The sequence below is a fragment of the Streptomyces sp. NPDC046900 genome (assembly GCF_040644975.1).
Lineage (GTDB): Bacteria > Actinomycetota > Actinomycetes > Streptomycetales > Streptomycetaceae > Streptomyces.
The window spans coordinates 362,177-383,867 of the sequence record NZ_JBEYXD010000001.1 but is presented as its reverse complement, the minus strand read 5'-3'; the positions used below and the strand labels follow the sequence as shown (position 1 = coordinate 383,867).

At 71.4% G+C, this 21,691-nt stretch carries 19 protein-coding genes and 1 pseudogene; 12 read left to right on the top strand and 8 right to left on the bottom strand.

Annotated features, from left to right (window positions below; genetic code table 11):
• The first annotated feature begins 104 nt into the window (after positions 1 to 104).
• The 4 genes from ABZ904_RS01790 to ABZ904_RS01775 all read left to right on the top strand — a co-directional run bounded on the left by ABZ904_RS01790 (position 105) and on the right by ABZ904_RS01775 (position 5,762).
• The gene (locus tag ABZ904_RS01790) at positions 105 to 725 is read left to right on the top strand and encodes a TetR/AcrR family transcriptional regulator (protein WP_359391712.1); all 621 of its coding nucleotides are present in this window, start codon (positions 105 to 107) and stop codon (positions 723 to 725) included.
• A 125-nt stretch (positions 726 to 850) separates the two neighbouring features.
• Positions 851 to 3,091: a molybdopterin oxidoreductase family protein gene (locus ABZ904_RS01785; protein WP_359391713.1), complete on the top strand. Its 2,241-nt coding sequence runs from the start codon at positions 851 to 853 to the stop codon at positions 3,089 to 3,091.
• A 185-nt stretch (positions 3,092 to 3,276) separates the two neighbouring features.
• Entirely contained in the window at positions 3,277 to 4,674 is a 1,398-nt protein-coding gene (locus ABZ904_RS01780; RefSeq protein WP_360994287.1) for an aldehyde dehydrogenase family protein, read from the top strand.
• 5 nt (positions 4,675 to 4,679) lie between these two features.
• A complete protein-coding gene (locus ABZ904_RS01775) occupies positions 4,680 to 5,762 on the top strand; it encodes a Zn-dependent alcohol dehydrogenase (RefSeq protein ID WP_360994290.1) in 1,083 nt (360 codons plus the stop codon).
• A gap of 298 nt (positions 5,763 to 6,060) precedes the next feature.
• Here the strand turns inward: ABZ904_RS01775 and ABZ904_RS01770 are convergent.
• The 3 genes and pseudogenes from ABZ904_RS01770 to ABZ904_RS01760 form a co-directional block, all read right to left on the bottom strand.
• Positions 6,061 to 6,992 (bottom strand): annotated as a pseudogene (locus ABZ904_RS01770) (DMT family transporter).
• Positions 6,993 to 7,057: 65 nt separating this feature from the next.
• Entirely contained in the window at positions 7,058 to 7,774 is a 717-nt protein-coding gene (locus tag ABZ904_RS01765) for a winged helix-turn-helix domain-containing protein (protein WP_359391716.1), read from the bottom strand.
• A gap of 55 nt (positions 7,775 to 7,829) precedes the next feature.
• Positions 7,830 to 8,471, bottom strand: a complete 642-nt coding sequence (locus ABZ904_RS01760; RefSeq protein ID WP_361820517.1) for a TetR/AcrR family transcriptional regulator — start codon at positions 8,469 to 8,471, stop codon at positions 7,830 to 7,832.
• A gap of 94 nt (positions 8,472 to 8,565) precedes the next feature.
• Here ABZ904_RS01760 and ABZ904_RS01755 point away from each other — a divergent pair, with 94 nt between their 5' ends.
• The 3 genes from ABZ904_RS01755 to ABZ904_RS01745 all read left to right on the top strand — a co-directional run bounded on the left by ABZ904_RS01755 (position 8,566) and on the right by ABZ904_RS01745 (position 10,761).
• The gene (locus ABZ904_RS01755; RefSeq protein WP_360994296.1) at positions 8,566 to 9,717 is read left to right on the top strand and encodes an acyl-CoA dehydrogenase family protein; all 1,152 of its coding nucleotides are present in this window, start codon (positions 8,566 to 8,568) and stop codon (positions 9,715 to 9,717) included.
• Positions 9,718 to 9,777: 60 nt separating this feature from the next.
• Entirely contained in the window at positions 9,778 to 10,023 is a 246-nt protein-coding gene (locus ABZ904_RS01750) for a YiaA/YiaB family inner membrane protein (RefSeq protein ID WP_360994299.1), read from the top strand.
• Between the two features lie 90 nt (positions 10,024 to 10,113).
• Positions 10,114 to 10,761 carry a TetR/AcrR family transcriptional regulator gene (locus ABZ904_RS01745; RefSeq protein WP_359391720.1) on the top strand — a complete coding sequence of 216 codons (648 nt, stop codon included), beginning with the start codon at positions 10,114 to 10,116 and terminating at the stop codon, positions 10,759 to 10,761.
• Here ABZ904_RS01745 and ABZ904_RS01740 read toward each other — a convergent pair.
• Positions 10,752 to 11,213: a MaoC family dehydratase gene (locus ABZ904_RS01740; RefSeq protein ID WP_359391721.1), complete on the bottom strand. Its 462-nt coding sequence runs from the start codon at positions 11,211 to 11,213 to the stop codon at positions 10,752 to 10,754. The two genes, ABZ904_RS01745 and ABZ904_RS01740, sit on opposite strands and share 10 nt — an antisense overlap.
• Before the next feature lie 116 nt (positions 11,214 to 11,329).
• On the opposite strand from ABZ904_RS01740, the gene soxR reads away from it, so the two are divergent.
• Positions 11,330 to 11,842 (top strand): redox-sensitive transcriptional activator SoxR, encoded by a 513-nt coding sequence (gene soxR / locus ABZ904_RS01735; protein WP_360994303.1) that lies wholly within the window; start codon positions 11,330 to 11,332, stop codon positions 11,840 to 11,842.
• A 152-nt stretch (positions 11,843 to 11,994) separates the two neighbouring features.
• On the opposite strand, the gene ABZ904_RS01730 is transcribed toward soxR, so the two are convergent.
• Together ABZ904_RS01730 and ABZ904_RS01725 are read right to left on the bottom strand one after the other, a co-directional pair.
• Positions 11,995 to 12,597 carry a hypothetical protein gene (locus tag ABZ904_RS01730; RefSeq protein WP_360994306.1) on the bottom strand — a complete coding sequence of 201 codons (603 nt, stop codon included), beginning with the start codon at positions 12,595 to 12,597 and terminating at the stop codon, positions 11,995 to 11,997.
• Positions 12,598 to 12,612: 15 nt separating this feature from the next.
• Positions 12,613 to 12,873 carry a hypothetical protein gene (locus ABZ904_RS01725; RefSeq protein ID WP_360994309.1) on the bottom strand — a complete coding sequence of 87 codons (261 nt, stop codon included), beginning with the start codon at positions 12,871 to 12,873 and terminating at the stop codon, positions 12,613 to 12,615.
• Here ABZ904_RS01725 and ABZ904_RS01720 point away from each other — a divergent pair.
• Positions 12,872 to 15,652, top strand: coding sequence for a penicillin acylase family protein (locus tag ABZ904_RS01720; RefSeq protein WP_361820513.1), 2,781 nt, complete (start codon positions 12,872 to 12,874; stop codon positions 15,650 to 15,652). The two genes, ABZ904_RS01725 and ABZ904_RS01720, sit on opposite strands and share 2 nt — an antisense overlap.
• 23 nt (positions 15,653 to 15,675) lie before the next feature.
• Here ABZ904_RS01720 and ABZ904_RS01715 read toward each other — a convergent pair whose 3' ends face one another.
• Both ABZ904_RS01715 and ABZ904_RS01710 read right to left on the bottom strand, forming a co-directional pair.
• On the bottom strand, positions 15,676 to 17,040 hold the full coding sequence (locus tag ABZ904_RS01715) for a serine-threonine protein kinase (protein ID WP_360994315.1): 1,365 nt from the start codon (positions 17,038 to 17,040) through the stop codon (positions 15,676 to 15,678).
• 81 nt (positions 17,041 to 17,121) lie between these two features.
• Entirely contained in the window at positions 17,122 to 18,357 is a 1,236-nt protein-coding gene (locus ABZ904_RS01710) for a DUF1343 domain-containing protein (RefSeq protein WP_359391726.1), read from the bottom strand.
• A 244-nt stretch (positions 18,358 to 18,601) separates the two neighbouring features.
• Between ABZ904_RS01710 and ABZ904_RS01705 the strand changes: the two genes are divergently transcribed.
• Genes ABZ904_RS01705 through ABZ904_RS01695 form a run of 3 tightly spaced genes read left to right on the top strand, consistent with a single transcriptional unit; the run spans position 18,602 to position 21,641 of the window.
• A complete protein-coding gene (locus ABZ904_RS01705) occupies positions 18,602 to 19,366 on the top strand; it encodes an SDR family oxidoreductase (RefSeq protein WP_360994318.1) in 765 nt (254 codons plus the stop codon).
• Positions 19,363 to 21,021 carry an AMP-binding protein gene (locus ABZ904_RS01700; protein WP_360994321.1) on the top strand — a complete coding sequence of 553 codons (1,659 nt, stop codon included), beginning with the start codon at positions 19,363 to 19,365 and terminating at the stop codon, positions 21,019 to 21,021. The genes ABZ904_RS01705 and ABZ904_RS01700 overlap by 4 nt, the downstream gene beginning before the upstream one ends.
• A 26-nt stretch (positions 21,022 to 21,047) precedes the next feature.
• Positions 21,048 to 21,641 (top strand): TetR/AcrR family transcriptional regulator, encoded by a 594-nt coding sequence (locus ABZ904_RS01695; RefSeq protein WP_359391729.1) that lies wholly within the window; start codon positions 21,048 to 21,050, stop codon positions 21,639 to 21,641.
• Positions 21,642 to 21,691: the final 50 nt, after the last annotated feature.

Here is a 21,691-nt window from a genome sequence, read left to right as displayed (position 1 = left end):
GCCCGAAGGACCCGAGGTGAGCGCCGCGGGAAGTCGATGAGTGCTCCGGCCATCGTTTTCCGTACTGACGGGCGAGGTTCACCGGCCCTCGGCGGAAAGGCATTATGAAGCCCGTGCCCCAAGCGAGATCGCTGCGCCGCGCGCCCGTCCAGCGCCGTAGCGCCGAACGACTGACCAGGATCCTCGACGCCTGTGCCGACCTTCTCGACGAGGTCGGCTACGACGACCTGAGCACCCGTGCCGTGGCCCTGCGCGCCGGCGTGCCCATCGGCTCCGTGTACCGATTCTTCGGCAACAAGCGGGCGATGGCCGACGCCCTCGCGGAGCGCAACCTGGAGCGCTACACCGAGCGCGTCACCCGCCGCCTCGCGGCCTCGGGGGACGAGGGCGGCTGGCGCGGGGCGATGGACGCGGTGCTGGACGAGTACCTGGACATGAAGCGCACGGCGCCCGGCTTCTCCCTCGTCGACTTCGGCAACCAGATACCGGTCGGCGCCCGCTACGGCGAGCCCAATCACCGTGTCGCCGACCGTCTGACGGACCTGCTGTCGGCCTACCTCGACCGCGAACCGGACGAGGACCTGCGCCGCACGTTCCTGATAGCCGTGGAGACCGCCGACACCTTGGTCCACCTGGCGTTCCGGATGTCCCCCGAGGGCGACGACAGAATCATCGAGGAGACGCGGGGACTGCTGCGGGCCTATCTGGAGAAGGCGCTCGACTAGCCCGCCCCTGCGTGCCGCGCACGAGTGGGACGTGTGCCCGCCGGCCCCTCCCCTCCGTTCATACCGGTCGGTATGCTCGGCTCCGTTCGTGCGCCACCGCTGCCGCCGTCCCTCCGGGAGGACCCGTGTCCCGAACCGCCCTGCGTATCTGTCCCCTGTGCGAGGCCACCTGCGGGCTGACGCTGACCATCGAGGGCACCCGTGTCACCGGTGCCCGCGGAGACCGGGACGATGTGTTCAGCAAGGGGTTCGTCTGTCCGAAGGGCGCCTCCTTCGGTGCCGCCGACTCCGATCCCGACCGGCTGCGCACCCCCCTCGTGCGCCGGGACGGCGAACTGCGCGAGGCCACCTGGGACGAGGCGTTCGACGCCGTCGCCGCCGGACTGCGGCCCGTCGTGGAGCAGTACGGGCCGCACGCCGTCGGCGTCGTGCTCGGCAACCCCAACGTGCACACCATGGCCGGCGCGCTCTACCCGACGGTCCTGCTCGCCGGTCTGCGCACCCACAGCCTCTTCACGGCCTCCACGCTGGACCAGATGCCCAAGCACGTCTCCAGCGGGCTCCTCTACGGGGACGCGAACGCCATTCCCGTACCCGACCTCGACCGTACGGACCATCTGCTGCTGATCGGCGCCAACCCCCTGGAGTCGAACGGGAGTCTGTGCACCGCCGCGGACTTCCCCGGCAAGCTCAAGGCCCTCAAGAGCCGCGGCGGCACCCTGACCGTGATCGACCCGCGCCGCACCCGCACCGCCCGGCTCGCCGACCGGCACGTCGCCGTCCGCCCCGGCACCGACGCCCTGCTCCTTGCGGCGATGGCCAACGTCCTCTTCGAGGAGGACCTGGTGGACCTGGGCGACCTCGCGCCGTATGTCACCGGCCTCGACGAAGTGGCCGCCGCCGTCGCGGACTTCCCGCCCGAAGCCGCCGCCGGGGCGTGCGACGTCGAGGCGGACATCATCCGCGCCCTCGCCCGCGAGCTCGCGGCCGCGCCCACCGCCGCGGTCTACGGCCGCATCGGCAGCTGTACCGTCCCGCACGGCACCCTCGCCAGCTGGCTTGTCGACGTGCTCAACATCCTCACCGGCAACCTCGACCGGCCCGGCGGCGCGCTCTTCCCGCTGTCGGCGACCGACAGGACGCCCCGGCCCGCCGGGCCCGGCCGCGGCTTCGCGCTCGGGCGCTGGCACTCGAGGGTGAGCCGGTACCCCGAGGCCAAGGGCGAGTTGCCCATCTCCGCGCTCGCCGAGGAGATCGACACCGCCACCGACGAGGGCAGCCCCGTCCGCGCCGTCATCGCCGTCGCCGCCAACCCCGTGCTCTCCGCCCCGGACGGAGACCGGCTCGACAAGGCATTCGGCTCGCTCGACTTCATGGTCAGCGTCGACCCGTACCTCAACGAGACCTCACGCCACGCGCATGTCGTCCTGCCGCCGCCCCCGCCGTCCCAGGCGCCGCACTTCGACTTCGCCTTCAACACCCTCGCCGTGCGCAACCAGGTCCGCTACACCCCTGCCGCCGTGCCTCTGGAGGCGGGCCGTATGGCGGAGACCGAGATCCTCGCGCGGCTCGTCCTGGCCGCCACCGGCATGCACGGCGCCGACCCGGACGCCGTGGACACCCTGGTCATCGAGCAGACCCTCGGCAAGGCGGTGACCGAGCCCCACTCACCCGTCCACGGCCGCGACCCGCGCGAACTGGCCGGGCAGCTCACCGGGGAGAGCGGCCCCGAGCGGCGGCTGGACATGATGCTGCGCCTCGGCCCGTACGGCGACGGCTTCGGCGCCCGGCCCGACGGACTCAGCCTGCGCACACTGCTCGCCCGTCCGCACGGGATCGACCTCGGACCGCTCGAACCCCGGCTGCCGCAGCCGCTGAAGACCCCGAGCGGCACGGTGGAACTGCTGCCGGAGCCCATCGCGGCCGACCTGCCCCGCCTGCGGCAGGCCCTGAGCGAGCGCGCCGGCTCGCTCGTGCTGGTCGGCCGGCGCCATCTGCGGTCCAACAACAGCTGGCTGCACAACGTGCCCGCCCTCACCGGCGGTTCCAACCGCTGCACCCTGCACATCCACCCGGAGGACGCCGAGCGGCTCGGGCTCGCGGACGGCGCACAGGTACGGGTCAAGGGCGCGGGAGGAGCGGTGACCGCGCCCGTCGAGGTCACCGACGGCATCCGGCGCGGAGTCGTCAGCCTTCCGCACGGCTGGGGCCACGACCGGCCCGGAACCCGGATGAGCCACGCCACGCTGGACCCCGGTGTCAACGTCAACCAGCTTCTCGACGGCAGCCTGCTCGACCCGCTGTCGGGCAACGCGGTGCTCAACGGCGTCCCCGTCGAACTCGCGCCGCTCCCCGCACCACGCTGACCCGGAACGTGCGCCCATGCCCGCCGTGGGGCGCGGGCGCGCCGACCGTCGGACGCCGCCCGGGTGGGAGACCGACCGGCCGCGAGCGAGTTCCGCGCCGAGCGCCCCGGAGCCCCCTGGCGCAGCAAAACTAACAGCGCTAGTTTGGGGCCGCGGACGACGCACCCCGGCCAGGGAGGAAGACGATGAAGGCACATGACGGCATGTACATCGACGGCGACTGGCGCCCTGCCGTCGGAACCGACGCCATCGCGGTCGTCAACCCGGTCGACGAGCAGGTCATCGGGCACGTACCCGCAGGCACCGCCGAGGACGTCGACGCCGCCGTACGCGCCGCCCGGGCCGCCCTCCCCGCCTGGGCCGCCACCGCGCCCGCCGACCGCGCCGCCCGGCTCGCGGCCCTGCGGGACGTCCTCGTGGCCCGCAAGGACGAGATCGCCGGGACCGTCACGGCCGAGCTCGGCTCGCCGCTGCCGTTCTCGCAGAGCGTCCATGTGGGCCTGCCCATCGCGGTCGCCGGCTCCTTCGCCGAGATCGCCGCGACGCACTCCTTCGAGGAGAAGGTCGGCAACTCCACCGTCCATCACGAGCCGGTCGGGGTCGTGGGTGCGATCACGCCCTGGAACTACCCGCTCCACCAGATCGTCGCCAAGGTTGCCCCGGCCCTGGCGGCGGGCTGCACGGTCGTCCTCAAGCCGGCCGAGGACACCCCGCTGACCGCCCAGCTGTTCGCGGAGGCGGTGCACGAGGCGGACGTACCGGCCGGGGTGTTCAACCTTGTCACCGGCCTCGGCCCGGTGGCCGGCCAGGCGCTCGCCGCGCACGAGGGCGTCGACCTGGTCTCCTTCACCGGATCCACGGCCGTGGGCCGGCAGATCGGCGCGACGGCGGGAGCGGCCGTCAAGAAGGTCGCCCTCGAGCTGGGCGGCAAGTCCGCGAACGTCATCCTGCCGAGCGCGGACCTCGCCAGGGCCGTCAACGTCGGCGTCGCCAACGTCATGTCCAACTCCGGGCAGACGTGCAGCGCGTGGACGCGGATGCTGGTCCACCGGGAGCAGTACGAGGAGGCGGTGGAACTCGCCGCCGCGGCCGCGGCCAAGTACGGCGACCGCATCGGCCCGCTCGTGAACGCCAAGCAGCAGACGCGGGTGCGGGGTTACATCGACAAGGGCGTGGCCGAGGGCGCGCGTCTGGTCGCGGGCGGCACCGGGTCTCCGCACGAACGCGGCTACTTCGTACCGCCCACCGTCTTCGCCGATGTCAGCCCGGACATGGTGATCGCGCAGGAGGAGATCTTCGGCCCGGTGCTCTCGATCCTGCGCTACGAGGACGAGGAGGACGCCCTGCGCATCGCCAACGGCACGGTCTACGGACTGGCCGGAGCCGTCTGGGCGGGCGACGACGCGGAGGCCGCCGCCTTCGCCCGCGGGCTGGAGACCGGACAGGTCGACATCAACGGCGGACGCTTCAACCCCCTTGCCCCCTTCGGCGGTTACAAGCAGTCCGGGGTGGGCCGCGAGCTGGGCGCGCACGGGCTCGCCGAGTACCTCCAGACCAAGTCCCTCCAGTTCCAGGAGCGCTGAGCCAGATGGTCCGAGCCGCTGTCCTGCCCGCAGTCGGTGCCCCGCTGGAGGTCACCGAGATCGAGCTTCCGGAGCCCGGTCCCGGCCGGGTCCGCGTCCGGCTGGCCGCCGCCGGCGTCTGCCATTCCGATCTGTCCCTGTCCAACGGCACCATGCGGGTGCCGGTGCCCGCCGTGCTCGGCCACGAGGGCGCGGGAACGGTGGTCTCCGTGGGCGAGGGCGTCACCCATGTCGCGCCGGGCGACGACGTCGTCCTCAACTGGGCACCGTCCTGCGGTGCCTGCCCCGCCTGCGCCCTGGGGGAGGTGTGGCTGTGCGCGAACGCGCTGACCGGCTCGGGCGACGTCCACGCCCGCCGCCGGGACGACGCCACGGACCTGCATCCCGGTCTGAACGTGGCCGCGTTCGCCCAGGAGACGGTGGTGGCGGCGTCCTGTGTGCTGCCGCTGCCCGGCGGGGTGCCGCTGATCGACGCGGCCCTGCTGGGCTGCGCCGTGCTCACGGGCTATGGCGCCGTGCACCACGCGGCGAAGGTTCGTCCGGGGGAGACCGTGGCGGTGTTCGGCGCCGGAGGAGTGGGCCTCGCGACCCTCCAGTCGGCACGGATCGCGGGCGCGGCACGGATCATCGCGGTGGACGTCTCTCCCGAGAAGGAGCACCTGGCACGGCAGGCGGGCGCGACCGACTTCCTGCTCGCCTCCGACACCACGCCCCGCGAGATCCGCGGTCTGACGGACAAGCAGGGCGTCGACGTGGCCGTGGAATGCGTGGGCCGCGCGGTCAGCATTCGCGCGGCCTGGGACTCCACGCGCCGCGGCGGCCGTACGACGGTCGTCGGCATCGGGGGCAAGGACCAGCAGGTCACCTTCAACGCCCTGGAGATCTTCCACTGGGGCCGCACGCTGTCGGGTTGCGTCTACGGCAACTCGAACCCGGCCGAGGACCTGCCGGTCCTGGCGGAACACGTACGGGCCGGACGCCTGGACCTGGGCGCGCTGGTGACGGAACGGATCGGCCTGGAGGACATCCCGGGCGCCTTCGAGAACATGGTGGGCGGCCGGGGGGGACGGGCACTGGTGGTGTTCTGATCGGTGCGTGATTGGCGGGGCGCAGGGTGGTCTTTTGACTGGTGTGTGCCTGGCGGGGTCGGCCGGGTGGTGTTCTGACCCGGTGTGTCCTTGGCGGGGTCGGCCGGGTGGTGTTCTGACCCGGTGTGTCCTTGGCGGGGTCGGCCGGGTGGTGTTCTGCCCGGTGCGTCCTTGGCGGGGTGCCGGGTGATGTTCTGTCGGTGTGTCCTTGGCGGGGCCCACCGGCGTAGGAGACCGTCCGGGTGTCGAGGCGAGGCAGTCGGCGATCGGCGGTCCCGGGCGGCGGACCCCCGGGCGGTCAGTCCAGCGTGGGCTCACGCCGGGGCGCGGACGGCACGACGGGCCCGCCCGGGGGCGAGACGCGCGGACGCGACCGCGAGACCGCCACGCCGGCCAGGCACAGCACGCCACCCCCGAGCGTCAGCAGTCCCGGCACCTCGCCGAGGAACAGCCAGGACATCAGAACGACCAGCGCGGGAACGGCGTACGTCGTCGCGCCCATACGGCTCGCCGTCGTACGGGCCAGGGCGTACGCCCAGGTCGTGAAGGCGAGCGCGGTCGGAAAGACGCCCAGGTAGACCATGTTGAGGGTCGCGGAGAGCGGGGCGTCGGCCGCGTCGTGGACCAGTTGCCCGGCGAACGGCAGACAGGCCACCGCTCCGACCAGGCACCCGAACGTCGTCACCTGCAGCGGGCTCGCCGCGCCAGCGCCGGCTTCTGCGAGACGACCCCGGCGGCGTACGCGATCGCCGCGAGCACACACAGCACCACCCCGAGCACCGAGGAACCGCCTTCCCCCGACATGGAAAGGCCCACGGTCACCGCACCCGCGAAGGACACCGCCATCCCCGCCAGCAGCCGCGGCGGCATGACGTCGCCGAGCAGCCGCGCACTCAGCAGCGCGATCAGGATCGGTCCGATGTTGACGACCAGCGCCGCGGTGCCGGCGTCCACCTGCCGCTCGCCCCAGTTGAGGGCGACCATGTAGAACCCGAACCACAGCAGGCCGGATATCGCGATGCCACGCCAGGCGGCACGCGGCGGCAGCCCCTCCCGTCGTACGGCGCACATGATCCCGAGCGTGAGCGCCCCGGCGAGCAGCCGCCCGAGTGCCAGGGCACCCGGTGCGTAGACGGCACCCGCGCTGCGGATCGAGACGAAGGCGGAGGCCCAGAGCACGACGCTGACCGTCGCAGCTCCGGCGGCCAGACGGGCGGGGGAGATGTTCATCATGCTCCAGAGGCTAGGAGGGCAGGGACGGCATTACTCGCGGATTTTGGACGGCACGTCGGCGCTCAGCTCAGCGCCGCGGCCTCGATCCCCAGCAGTTCCGAAAGCGCCCGCTCACCCGTCTCCGTCACCTTCACGGCCCGCTCCGACCCGATGCGCACGCACCAGCCGGCGGCCAGGGCGTGCCGGCACAGGGCCGCGCCCGCGACACCCGCGAGATGGGGGCGGCGCTCGGTCCAGTCGAGACAGGCACGGGCCAGCGGCCGGCGGCCCCGGCGGTCGAGGACGATCCCGGCGGCATCGAACCACCGCAGCCCCGCGTCCGTGAGCACGAACCCCGCGTCCTGGCGGAGCAGCCCGCGCTCGGTCAGTGCGTCGGTGACGGCGATGCCCAGCCGCCCGGCCAGATGGTCGTAGCAGGTACGGCCCCTGGCCATCGCGGAACCGGCGCCCGCCTCACCCAGCGTGCGGGTACGCCGGGCCCCGGAGTCCGGCGAGACCTGGGCCGTCAGGTCCTCGACCAGCTGGGCGATCCGGGCATCGGCGAGCCGGACGTACCGGTGCCGGCCCTGCCGCTCCTCGGCGAGCAGTCCGCCCGCGACGAGCTTGCCCAGATGCTCACTGAGTGTGGACGGCGCGACACCTGTGTGCCGTGCCAGTGCACCGGCGGTCCACGCCCGTCCGTCGAGCAGCGCGAGCAGGCAGCCGGCCCGCGTCTCGTCGGCGATCAGCCCGGCGAGTCGGGCCAGGCCCGCCGCCCCCGCTTCCTTCCGGCTCGTCATGACTCCAGCATGGGGTACGGACACTTCGGCGCCCGCCGAAGGATGCCGGACCGTCCTACGCGGGGCGTCCCACCTGCTCGTACTGCCGCTCCAGCCCGTCCAGCAGCGCCGTGAGCCCGGTCTCGAAGGCCCGGTCGTCGATCTTCTCCTGCTTTTCGGCGAGGAGGTGGGCCTGGCCGAGGTGGGGGTAGTCGGCCGGGTCGTACGCCGACTCGTCGTCGACGAAGCCGCCCGCGAACGAGCCGAGCGCGGAGCCCATGACGAAGTAGCGCATGACCGCGCCGATGGACGTGGCCTGCGGGGGCGGCCAGCCCGCGTCGACCATCGCACCGTAGACGGCGTCGGCGAGACGCAGCGCGGCCGGGCGGCGGCCCGGCCCGCCGGCCAGCACCGGAACGATGTTGGGGTGGTCGTGCAGGGCCTCCCGGTAGGAGACGGCCCAGTCGTGCAGCGCGGTCCGCCAGTCCCGGCCGTCCTCGAACATCGACAGGTCGACCTGTGCGCTCACCGAGTCGGCCACCGCCTCGAGGATCTGGTCCTTGGTGCGGAAGTGGTTGTAGAGGGAGGGCCCGCTGACCCCGAGTTCGGCGGCGAGCCGGCGCGTGGAGACGGCGGGGAGGCCCTCCGCGTCCACCAGGGCCCGTGCCGCGTCGACGATGCGGTCGGTGCTGAGGAGGGGCTTGTGCGGTCGGGCCATGGCGCTCATAGTAGGGCTGCGGACGTAAACTAGCAGTGCTAATTTAAATGTGCGGATTTCAAAGACCTTCCCGACTTCCCTGGGGTGACGCGTCGTGAACCTGGAGCTCAGCGAGGAGCAGGTCGCCGTCCGGCGGCTGGCCGAGGACTTCGTGGACCGTGAGATCACCCCGCACGTCGTCGACTGGGACCGGGCCGAGGAGGTCGACCGGTCGATCGTCAAGAAGCTGGGCGAGGTCGGGTTCCTCGGGCTGACCATCGACGAGGAGTACGGCGGTTCGGGCGGCGACCACCTCGCCTACTGCCTGGTGACCGAGGAGCTGGGCCGCGGCGACTCCTCCGTGCGCGGGATCGTGTCCGTCTCGCTGGGGCTCGTCGCCAAGACCATTGCCGCCTGGGGGAGCGAGGAGCAGAAGCGGCGCTGGCTGCCGGGGCTCACCTCCGGCGAGTACGTCGGCTGCTTCGGGCTCACCGAGCCGGGCACCGGTTCCGACGCGGGCAACCTCACCACCCGGGCCGTCCGCGACGGCGACGACTACGTGATCAACGGCACCAAGATGTTCATCACGAACGGCACCTGGGCCGATGTCGTGCTCCTGTTCGCCCGCTCCACGGACGCCCCGGGCCACAAGGGCGTCTCCGCCTTCCTGGTGCCCACGGACGCTCCGGGCTTCAGCCGCCGCACCATCCACGGCAAGCTCGGCCTGCGCGGTCAGGCCACCGCCGAGCTGGTCCTCGAGGACGTCCGCGTGCCGGCCTCGGCGATGCTGGGTGCCGAGGGCAAGGGCTTCTCCGTCGCCATGTCGGCCCTCGCGAAGGGGCGCATGTCGGTCGCGGCGGGCTGCGTCGGCATAGCCAGGGCCGCCCTGGAGGTGGCGGTCCGGTACTCCACCGAGCGAGAGCAGTTCGGCAGGACCATCGCCCATCACCAACTCGTCCAGGAACTGATCAGCGACATCGCCGTCGATGTGGACGCCGCGCGGCTGCTGACCTGGCGGGTCGCCGATCTGATCGACCGCGGCCGGCCTTTCGCCGTCGAGTCCTCCAAGGCCAAGCTCTTCGCCTCCGAGGCGGCGGTACGCGCCGCGAACAACGCGCTCCAGGTCTTCGGGGGGTACGGATACATCGACGAGTACCCGGCGGGCAAACTCCTGCGCGACGCCCGTGTGATGACCCTCTACGAAGGCACGAGCCAGATCCAGAAGCTGGTCATCGGGCGGGCGCTGACGGGAGTTTCGGCGTTCTGAGTACCTGTCTGAGCATTCCGCCGGATGTGGCACCGGCCACATCCGGCCACCCTGGGGCGCATGAGTGACATACCGGTCAAGCCACTGAGCACAGCCGCCTTCTACGGCCAGGCGGTGGCGTCGTTCGCCGTCGCCATGGTCGCCACCGCCATCGGGATCTACCAGCTGCACGCCGACGCCTGGGTCCGGGCATTCCTCGGTGTAGCGGTGCTCTATCTCGTGACCTCCGCCTTCACCCTGGCCAAGGTGATCCGTGACCGGCAGGAGACGGCCCACAGGGTGTACAACCCCTTCGAGAAACTCTGAGGGATGTTTCCCACGCCGTGAGCGGGCACGCTAAGCGCCCGCTCACCTTCGGCGGTATGGTGTTCGTCCTGCCAGTGGAAGGGGCGAGCGATGACTACGGCGGAGGAGACGGCCGGCGGCGAGATGGAGCCGTGGGTCGAGGTGACCCCCGACGCGGCCCGGCGGCTGCTGGTCGCCGCGGTCGAGGCCTTCGCCGAGCGCGGCTATCACGCCACCACGACGCGCGACATCGCGGGCCGCGCCGGTATGAGCCCGGCCGCGCTCTACATCCACTACAAGACCAAGGAAGAGCTGCTGCACCGCATCAGCAGGATCGGTCACGAGAAGGCGCTCGAGATCCTGCGTACGGCGGCCCGGCGTGAAGGCAGCGCCGCGGAGCGGCTCGCCGACGCCGTGAGCTCCTTCGTGCGCTGGCACGCCGGGCGGCGCACCACCGCGCGGGTCGTGCAGTACGAACTGGACGCCCTCGGACCAGATGCCCGGGCCGAGATCGTCGCCCTGCGCCGGCAGTGCGACGCCGAGGTGCGGGGCATCATCGAGGACGGGGTGGCGGCCGGCGAGTTCGACGTGCTGGACGTATGGGCCACCACCCTCGCCGTGCTTTCCCTGTGCATCGACGTGGCCCGCTGGTTCAACATCGACGGCCCCCGCACCCCCGACGAGGTCGGCGCGCTCTACGCCGACCTCGTCCTGCGGATGGTGGGTGCGGGGAAACAGCCCCTAGGGGCTCAGAAGTAGTAGCGCACGACCGACTCGGCCACGCACACGGGCTTGTCGCCGCCCTCGCGCTCCACGGTGAAGGCGACGGCCGTCTGGACCCCGCCCTGCACGTCCTCCACTCCGCTGATCGTCGCGGTCGCGCGCAGGCGTGAGCCGACGGGGACCGGCGCGGGGAAACGGACCTTGTTGGTCCCGTAGTTGACGCCCATCTTCACGCCCTCGACCATGATCAGCTGCGGTCCGAAGAGCGGGAGCAGCGACAGCGTGAGGTAGCCGTGCGCAATGGTGGTCCCGAAGGGGCCGGCGGCCGCCTTCTCCGGGTCCACATGGATCCACTGGTGGTCGCCCGTGGCGTCCGCGAACAGGTCGATCCGCTTCTGGTCGATCTCCACCCAGTCGGTGTATCCCAGTTGCTCGCCCACCGCCGCCTTCAGGTCGTCGGCGGACGTGAAGGTCCTCGGCTCTGCCATGTTCCCGGCCTTTCGCGTCACTAAGTCACCCTTGCCTAAGCAACTGCTTAGCATGGTCCCGTCCGGGTTCCCTGTCAACGGACCGGTCAGATGACGCGGTGGGTAGGCTCTGCGGGGTGCCCCAGATCCCCGAGACCATCCACGAGCTCACCGTAGGCCAGTTGTCCGCGCGCAGCGGCGCCGCCGTCTCCGCCCTGCACTTCTACGAGTCCAAGGGTCTGATCAGCAGCCGCCGCACAGCGGGCAACCAGCGCCGCTACCAGCGCGACACACTGCGCCGGGTCGCCTTCGTACGTGCCGCCCAGCGCGTCGGCATCCCGCTGGCCGCCATCCGTGAGGCGCTCGCCGAACTGCCCGAGGAGCGGACTCCGACCCGTGCGGACTGGGCCCGGCTCTCCGAGGCCTGGCGTGCCGAACTGGACGAGCGCATCCGCCAGCTGAGCCGGCTCCGTGACCATCTCACGGACTGCATCGGCTGCGGCTGCCTGTCGCTGGAGACGTGTGTGCTGTCCAATCCGGACGACATCATCGGTGAACGGCAGTCGGGGTCGCGGCTGATGGTGGAACGGGGATCCAGGCGGGCGCCACGCACGCCGGAGCAGAGGGAAGCGGCCGACAACTGCTGCTGAACGACCCCGTCCTCCTACGGGCGGGGCAGCGCCGGGACGCCTGTACTGAACCAGGCCCTCCGGACGCGGACCAGGTCACCGACGGTGCCGGACTCCACTGACAACGGGGGGTGCGGCAGCACCGGCGCACCCCCGCGCCCCGAGGGCTGTGCTCACGCCGACACCAGCAGGCGCACGCGCCTGGTCGCCGTCAGCGTCTCGGGTGTCAGAACGGGAGCCGGAACGACGATGCCGCAGTCCGTGCAGACCGGGCCCGACGAGGGCTCGTGGGCCAGGCCGTACATCCAGACGAGGCGCTCGCCGGTGCACACCGGGCAGACCGAGTCCGGCTCGTGCTCCAGTGCGGAGATGATCCGGCGCAGCACCTCGGCCAGCGGCTCATGGGGGTGGACCTTCGGGTCGTCGCACCAGGCGACCCCGAAGCCGCCCCAGGTAAGCCGGTGCCAGTCGTCCACACTGCCCGGCCTGCGCAGTCCGTCGTGCTTCTCCCGCCTGCGGCGCTCGGTGAACCCGGCCTCGTAGGCGAGCCAGACGGAACGGGCCTCCTCCAGCTCCTCCAGTGCGGCCACGAGCCGCACTGGGTCGGGGGAGCGGTCCTCGGGACCGAACCCGGCCCGGGAGCACAGATGTTCCCAGGTCGCCCGATGCCCGTACGGGGCGAACTTCTCAAGGCACTTGCGCAGCGAGTAGCGGCGTAGCGCCAGATCGCACCGCTGGTCGCGCACCTGTCTCGCCAGACTCCGGAAACCGGCCATCGCCCTGCACCTCCGTCACACCTGCAGCTGTACTTCGGTCACTTCGGCGACGTCCGCACGGACGCCGCCGAATAGACGTATCGACAAGCGATTCGGCTCCATCCGTTTTCCGATGACCTCCATCGGCCACGGTTCTCGGTTGTCCCTCATGCCGTCGGTCGCCGTCGAGAGCTCCACTTGACCCTTGTCATTCCGAAAAGTTGACGCATGTTCATATTCACTCCCGGGGATACCGGCGGTAACGTCCCGCTCACCAACGTCGGGAGGAGCTGCCATGCCACGGCGCACCCCACGCACCACCCTCGACAGACTGAGAACTCCTCGCAGGCTCCCCAAGTTCCTCAAGACCGCGTCGATATGCGTGCTCATCGCCGGTCTGTTGTCGCCGGTCGCCGCGGGTACGGCCGAAGCGGCCGCCTCCAACGACTACTGCGGCGGTCAGTGTTCGGACATCCTTCCACCGGGCGAGAACGGCAATGCCACCCTCGCCCAGATCCTCCTCAACCAGGCCTTCGGCACCCAGCCGAGCCACGCCGAGGACCAGCTCGGCCCGTACGCCAACCTGGCCACGGGCTACTCCACGCTCACCGACGCGAAGATCAACAACTTTTTCAACGACGCGTCGTTCGGCGTCCCGTCCGATCAGGTCGCCTCCTCCGAGAAACCCGCGGGCCGCAGCGACGTGACGATCGTCCGCGACAAGAAGTCCGGTGTGCCGCACATCACCGGCACCACTCGCTACGGCACCGAGTTCGGCGCCGGATACGCGGCGGCCGAGGACCGGTTGTGGCTGATGGACGTCTTCCGTCACGTCGGACGCGGCCAGCTGACCTCCTTCGCCGGCGGCGCGGCCGCCAACCAGGGCCTTGAGCAGGAGTTCTGGCGCAATGCGCCGTACACCGAGGCCGATCTCCAGGCCCAGATCGACCGCGCGGTGGCCGGCGCCGGCGACCGCGGCAAGCAGGCTCTCGACGACGTCAACGCCTACCTCGCCGGAGTCAACGCCTACATCGACGCCTCCGACAGCGGCCGCTACTTCCCCGGCGAGTACGTCCTGACCGGCCACAAGGACGCCATCACCAACGCCGGCACCATCGAGCACTTCAAGGTCACCGACATGGTCGCGCTGGCCTCCGTCATCGGCGCGCTGTTCGGCTCCGGCGGCGGCGGCGAGGTCAACAACGCCATCTCGCTGCTCGCCGCCCAGTCCAAGTTCGGCGTGGAGCAGGGCACCGCGGTCTGGGAGTCCTTCCGCGAGCGCAACGACCCCGAGGCCGTCCTCACCGTCCACAACGGCGAGAGCTTCCCGTACGCCTCGAAGCCCGACAGCCCGCAGGGCGCGGCACTGCCCGACGCCGGTTCGGTCACCCAGGAGCCGCTCGTCTACGACCGCACCGGCAGCGCGGCCGGCGCGAGCGCCGCCCGTGCCTCCAAGACGGCCGCCACCACCGCTCTGACCTCCGCGAAGCGGGGGATGTCCAACGCCCTCGTGGTGAGCGGCAAGTACACGGCGAGTGGTCACCCGGTCGCCGTCTTCGGACCGCAGACCGGCTACTTCGCGCCCCAGCTGCTCATGCTCCAGGAGATCCAGGGCCCCGGCATCAGCGCTCGCGGTGCCTCGTTCGCGGGCCTGGGCATGTACGTCGAACTGGGCCGCGGGCAGGACTACTCGTGGAGTGCCACGACCTCGGGCCAGGACATCATCGACACCTACGCGGTCGAGCTGTGCCAGGACGACCACCACTACCTGTACCACGGCACCTGCACCGCCATGGACAAGATCGAGCAGAAGAACGCCTGGTCCCCGACCGTCGCCGACGGAACCGCGGCCGGGTCCTACACGATGCGGGTCTGGCGGACGAAGTACGGCCCGGTCGAGTACCGCGCCACCGTCGGCGGCAAGAAGGTCGCCTACACCACCCTGCGCTCGTCCTTCCAGCACGAGGCCGACTCGATCATCGGGTTCCAGATGCTGAACGACCCCGGCTATATCAAGGGCCCGCAGGACTTCCAGAGTGCCGTGCAGCACATCAACTACACGTTCAACTGGTTCTACGCCGACTCCCAGCACACCGCGTACTACAACAGCGGCGACAACCCGGTGCGCGCGAGCGGTGTCGACGCCGAGTTCCCGGTGTGGGCCCAGACCGCGTACGAGTGGCGGAACTGGGACCCGGCGACGAACACGGCGGACTACACACCGCCGTCCCAGCACCCCAACTCCATCGACCAGGACTACTACATCTCCTGGAACAACAAGCAGGCCAAGGACTACACGGCCGCTCCCTGGGGCGAGGGCCCGGTCCACCGCGGCAATCTGCTGGAGGACCGGGTGAAGAAGCTGGTGGCGGCCGGCGGGGTGACCCGCGCCTCGCTGACGAAGGCGATGGCGGACGCGGCGCTCGCCGATCTGCGGGCCGAGGATGTGCTGCCGAAGCTGCTGGCGGTCCTCAACAGCTCCACCGTCACGGACCCGGCGGCCGCGGCGGCGGTGAGCAAGCTGTCCGCGTGGGTGTCGGCGGGCGCACGGCGCACGGAGACCTCGGCGGGCTCGAAGACGTACGCCGACGCCGATGCCATCCGCATCCTGGACGCCTGGTGGCCGTTGCTGGTGAAGGCCGAGTTCGAGCCGGGGCTCGGCAGCGACCTGTACGCGGCCATCACCGCCAACCTGCCGGTCGACGAGTCCCCCTCGGCGGCGCACGGCCCGACCGGATCGCACGCCGGCAGCTCCTTCCAGTACGGCTGGTGGAGTTATGTCGACAAGGACATCCGGGCGGTGCTGGGCCGGCCGGTGCAGGGCCCGCTGGCGCAGAAGTACTGCGGCGGCGGCAGCCTCAGCGCCTGCCGTGACGCCCTGATCAGCACCCTCAAGCAGGCCGCCGGCATGACCGCGTCCCAGGTGTACCCGGGCGACGACCAGTGCTCGGCGGGCGACCAGTGGTGCGCCGACTCGATCGCTCAGCGCGCCCTCGGCGGTGTCAAGCACGGCAGGATCAGCTGGCAGAACCGGCCGACGTTCCAGCAGGTGGTGGAGTACACGTCGCACCGGTAGGCCATCCCGGGCGGCGGGCCGGGTCAGCTCACCCGGCCCGCCGCCAGCACCACCTGGGCCAGTTCCCGGTGGACGATGTCGCTGTGCGCGCCCGACGGCGGGCCGCCGCGGCAGACCACCGAGGACGCGTCGACGTTCACGCAGCCCGACGTCGGCAGGCTCCTCGTCAGCGCGTCGGCGAGCGTGAAGTTCCGTGTGCCGTCGACCGCTTGCACCCCGTCGTGGCCCATCGCCCCCCACTGGGGCCCGAGGAGGCGGCCGATGTCGAAGCCCTCCGCAGGGCCGGGGAACTCGCCGGCCGCCGACCGGTCGTCGCCCGCCATCCGCGACGCCATCGGATACAGCGTGCCGAGCGCCGAGTCGAAGCGGGAGTAGCAGCACACCAGCGGACCGTCGATGCGGTTGTGCCGCCCGTTCAGCGCGCCGCTCGCATGTGGGTCCTGGGGCAGCCGGGCGGCGAACGCGTAGTGCGAGAAGGCGCCTTGGAGCAGTGTCACCGACTTCACCGACCGCACGCCGTCGGGCAGCCCGCGCAGCGCGAACGACACCAGCCGCCCGCCGAAGCTGTGTCCGACCAGATGGACGCGCACGTCCGGCGCCGTCCGGGCCAGTTGCCCGATCAGCGGTCCGAGGCCGTGCTCCCCGACCGTGCCCGCGCGCCGTTTCATCGCGTAGTACGTCGCCTGGCGCAGCAGTTCGTGCGCCCCGTCCCACACACCCTTCGGCGTGAACGCGAACCCCGCGGCCCCCGAAGCCTCTCCGTCGCCCGACTCCACCCGCTCCAGCGCCCGCGCGAACTCATGGCACACCCGTGTCGTGTCGCCCAGCAGCATCAGCGGATCGCCCCCGGCCGCCTGCTCCGACAGCGTGTCCGCGGCGCACCCGGCCTGCGGCCCTCCGGCTCGTACCTCCACCAACAGCCGTACCAGACGCCCGAACTCCTCCAGCGAGGCGTCGTCGTCCGGGTGCTGTTCCAGCAGCCGGGCGATCTGCTCCACCACGGTGGCTCGGCCGGGGAACATCTCCAGGAGGGCATGGCGGCTGCCCTTGTCCAGCTGCGGACGCGGGGGAGTGGGGGCAGCGGCCACCGCCGTGGGCGGGAAGTCCGGGATCGGTTCGTCCGTGAACATCATCGACGGCCAGATCACCCCCACATACCCGAGGCGCGCCCCCGGTGCCAGGGAGGGCACCGGCGCGAAGAACCGGCCGTAGAGCCGTCTCGCGCCGGAGCGCTCGTTGTTCCAGCCGTGCGCGAAGACCAGCAGGTCACGCACCCCTTGCCGGCTCACCTCCGCGAGCAGCCGGTCCCTCTCCGGCCCGTCCACGTCGCCGTCCGCGTCGAAGGTCAGCTCCCAGTAGGGACTCACGCTCATTGCCGGTACCGCCATGACGGACTCCCTTGTCCCGAGGCCCAGTGCGCTGTGGGCGCATCGTCCTGCCGCCGGGGAGGGTTGGCCATACGTCACGACTCATCCGTACAGGAGATACTCCCTGCGGACACGCCGGAAAGCGGCCAGCTCGTCCTGCCAGGCGGCCACGACCTGGTCGGCCGTCGCTCCCGCGTCGATCATCGTGCGGACCCGCGTGGATCCCGTGAGCTTGTCGATCCAGTCGTCGGACCGCCAGGCGAATCCGCTCCAGACCTTCTTCGCGGTGACGAGCAGCGCGATCCCGGTGCGCACGGGGTCGTACGCGGCCCGGTCGTGCACATGGATCTGCACACCGCCCACGGTCTTGCCCTGGAACTTCGAGAAGGTGGGCGCGAAGTACGCCTCCCGGAAGTGCACGCCGGGCAGCCCCAGCCGCTCCGCTTCGGCGGCCCACCGCCCGTCGATCCCTTCGGCGCCGAGGAGTTCGAAGGGGCGGGTGGTGCCGCGCCCCTCCGACAGGTTCGTGCCCTCGAAGAGACAGGTCCCCGAGTAGACGAGCGCGGTGTCGGGGGTCGGCATGTTCGGGCTCGGCAGCACCCAGGGCAGGCCGGAGGCGTCGAAGAAGTCGGATCGCTTCCAGCCGGTCATCAGGACGGTCTCCAGCGCGACCGGCTTGGCGAGGAACTCCGCGTTGAACAGCCGCGCCAGCTCGGCCACCGTCATCCCGTGCGCCTGGGAGATCGGCTGCCGTCCCACGAAGGACGCGAACTCCTCGTGCAGCACCGGTCCTTGGGCGGACCGCCCGGTCACGGGGTTCGGCCGGTCCAGGACCATGAACCGCTTGCCCGCGAGCTGTGCCGCCTCCATGCAGTCGTACATCGTCCATATGTAGGTGTAGAAGCGCGCTCCGACGTCCTGGATGTCGAAGACGACCGTGTCGACGCCGGACACCGTGAAGACGTCCGCCAGCGGCTGACCGCTCTTGAGGTACGTGTCGTAGACGGGCAGGCCGGTCGCCGGGTCGTCGTAGCGGCCCTCCGAGCCGCCCGCCTGAGCGGTGCCCCGGAAGCCGTGCTCGGGGCCGAAGACGGCGACCAGGTTCACCCGGGGGTCGGCGTGCATCACGTCGACGATGTGCCGTACGTCCCTGGTGACCCCCGTCGGATTGGTCACGATGCCGACGCGTTGCCCGGCCAGCGGCGCGTAGCCGCCGGCCGCGAGCCGTTCGAAGCCGGTGCGCAGCCGCCGGCCGCCCGCAGCGGCGGACGCCACGGGTGCGGGGAGCGACACGGCCGCCGTGGCCGCGGCCAGCAGCCCTCGTCTGGACAGCCTCATGGGGTGACCTCCGTGATCGACGGAACTGTCATGACCACGCACGCTAGTGCGGCCCCCGGCGCTGTGGAAGGAACCATACGTTCCCGGCACACGACCCGGCACATGCGGCTTCCTCGTTCCGTGCACCATGGGCCGCCTCTTCCCTCGTCACATACCGACTGGTTAGTCTGACGTCCGCAGCAGAGCCGGCTCCAGGCAGAGCCGACTGCGACAGAGCCGATTCGCGTCGTGCCGAAGGAGGCCGATGGTGGAAGCCGTGCGGGATGCGGGAGTCGTCGTCACCGGAGCGGGAGGCGGCATCGGTGCGGCGCTGGCCCGCCGCTTCGCCGCCGAGGGGGCCCGGGTCGTCGTCAACGACCTGGACGCCGGCCGGGCGAAGGCCGTGGCCGACGAGATCGGCGGCATCGCGGTCCCGGGCGACGCCTCCGCGATCGTGGCCGAGGCGCGGGAAGCTCTCGGCGGCAGGGTCGACGTCTACTGCGCCAACGCGGGCCTCGGCTCCGGCGGCACCGAGGCCGCCGACGAGGAGGTGTGGGCCCAGGCCTGGGACGTCAACGTCATGGCGCATGTACGCGCCGCCCGCGCCCTCCTGCCCGACTGGCTGGAGCGCGGCGCGGGCCGCTTCGTTTCCACCGTCTCGGCCGCCGGACTGCTCACCATGATCGGCGCCGCCCCGTACAGCGTCACCAAGCACGGGGCCTACGCCTTCGCCGAGTGGCTGTCGCTGACGTACCGGCACCGCGGCCTCAAGGTCCACGCGATCTGTCCCCAGGGCGTGCGCACCGACATGCTGACCGCCTCCGGCAGCGCCGGCGAACTGGTGCTCGTACCGACCGCGATCGACCCCGAGGAGGTCGCCGACGCGCTCCTCGAGGGCATCGAGGAGGACCGGTTCCTGATCCTGCCGCACCCCGAGGTCGCCGCCTACTACCAGGCGCGCGCCACCGAGCCGGACCGCTGGCTGACCAGCATGAACCACCTCCAGCAGAAGTGGGAGGCCGCCCAGTGAGCGCTTCCCGGTATGCCGCCAAGCCCTGGCTCGCGCTTCTCGACGACGCCCAGCGCTCCCCGGTCAGCCCTGCCGACTCCCTGGTGCACGCCCTGCGCGGGGCCCCCGCCGACGGCACCGCCCTCGCCTACTTCGACGGCCGGATGAGCTACGCGGAACTGGACGCGCTGACCGACTCCGTCGCCGGGTACCTGGTCGGCCGCGGTCTGGAGCGCGGCGACCGCGTCGCGATCCTGCTCCAGAACTCCCCGCACTTCGTGCTCGCCCTGCTCGGCGCCTGGAAGGCGGGCGCGACCGTCGTGCCGGTCAACCCGATGTACAAGTCGGGCGAGGTCACCCATGTCCTGAAGGACGCGGAGGTGACCGCCCTGGTGTGCTCCGACCGCGCCTGGGAGTCGTATCTGCGCGAGACGGCCGCCGGATCGCCCGTGCGGATCGTGCTCACCGCCTGCGAGCTGGACCTCCAGACCCGCGGCGACGCACGGGTGCTGACCTTCGAGCGGCTCGAGCAGGCGGCCGACGCCGACGACCTGCTCGCCGCCGCCCGACAGGGCCACAAGGCGCCCGAGGGCCGCGACCCCGCCCCGTCCGACATCGCGCTGATCAGCTACACCTCGGGCACCAGCGGCACCCCGAAGGGCGCCACCAACACGCACGGCAACATCATGTACAACGCCGAGCGGCAGCGGACAGGTCTCGGCCTGCCCGAGCAGCCCGTCTACTTCGCGCTGGCACCCCTGTTCCACATCACCGGGATGGTGTGCGAACTGGTGGCGTGCCTCAACAGCCGGGGCACGCTGGTCCTCGCCTACCGCTTCGAGCCGGGCGTCGTCCTGGACGCGTTCGCCGAGCACCGGCCCCACTACACCGTGGGCCCCTCGACGGCCTTCATGGCCCTGGCGGCCCAGCCGTCCGTCACCCCCGGCCACTTCTCCTCCTTCCGGGTCATCTCCTCCGGCGGGGCCCCGCTGCCGCCCGCCCTGGTGGAGAAGTTCCGGGCCGGCTTCGGACCGTACGTCCGCAACGGCTACGGACTCACCGAGTGCACCGCCCCCTGCGCCGCCGTGCCGCCCGGCCGTGAGGCACCGGTGGACCCGGAGTCCGGGACGCTGGCCGTCGGCGTGCCGGGCCCCGACACGGTCGTGCGCATCGTCGACGACCAGGGCGAGGAGATGCCGTTCGGCCGGCAGGGTGAGATCGTCGTACGGGGTCCGCAGGTGGTGCCCGGCTACTGGCGGCGTCCCGAGGCCACCGCCGAGACCTTCCCGGACGGCGAGCTGCGCACCGGCGACATCGGCTTCATGGACGAGCAGGGCTGGCTGTACGTCGTCGACCGGAAGAAGGACATGATCAACGCGTCCGGCTTCAAGGTGTGGCCGCGCGAGGTCGAGGACGTCCTGTACACGCATCCCGCGGTCCGTGAGGCGGCCGTCGTCGGGGTGCCGGACGGGTACCGCGGGGAGACCGTGAAGGCGTACATCAGCCTGCGTCCGGGCGCCGTGGCGGACCCGGACGCGCTGGCGGCCTACTGCAAGGAGAGACTGGCGGCGTACAAATACCCGCGTCAGGTGGAGATCCTCCCCGACCTGCCGAAGACGGCGAGTGGGAAGATCCTCCGTCGGGAACTGCGTTCCCGTCCGCAGGCGACCCAGTAGACATGACGGAAAGGCCGGTGGCGTCAGTGCCCAGAACGACGGACGGGGACGGCGCACCCGTCCCGCAGCGGCTGCTGGCCGCCGCCACCCGGCTCTTCGCGGACCAGGGCTACGACCGTACGTCCGTGCAGGAGATCGTCGAGGCGGCCGGCGTCACCAAGGGGGCGCTGTACCACTACTTCGGGTCCAAGGACGATCTGCTGCACGAGGTGTACGCGCGCGTGCTGCGGGTCCAGCAGGAGCGTCTGGACGCCTTCGCTGACGCCGACGAGCCGGTGGAGAAGCGGCTGCGGGCCGCGGCAGCGGACGTCGTCGTCACCACGATCGAGAACCTCGACGACGCGATGATCTTCTTCCGGTCCATGCACCATCTGAGCCCGGAGAAGAACAAGCAGGTCCGCGCCGAGCGGCGCCGCTACCACGAGCGGTTCCGCGCCCTGATCGAGGAGGGCCAGAAGGAGGGCGTGTTCTCCACCGCCACGCCCGCCGACCTGGTCGTGGACTACCACTTCGGCTCGGTGCACCACCTGTCGACGTGGTACCGGCCCAACGGCCCGCTCAGCCCCCAGCAGGTCGCCGACCACCTGGCGGACCTGCTGCTGCGGGCGCTGCGCCCGTAACCGGCCCGTGCGCAGGGGTGAGGGGCGGACGCGTGTGCGTCCGCCCCTCA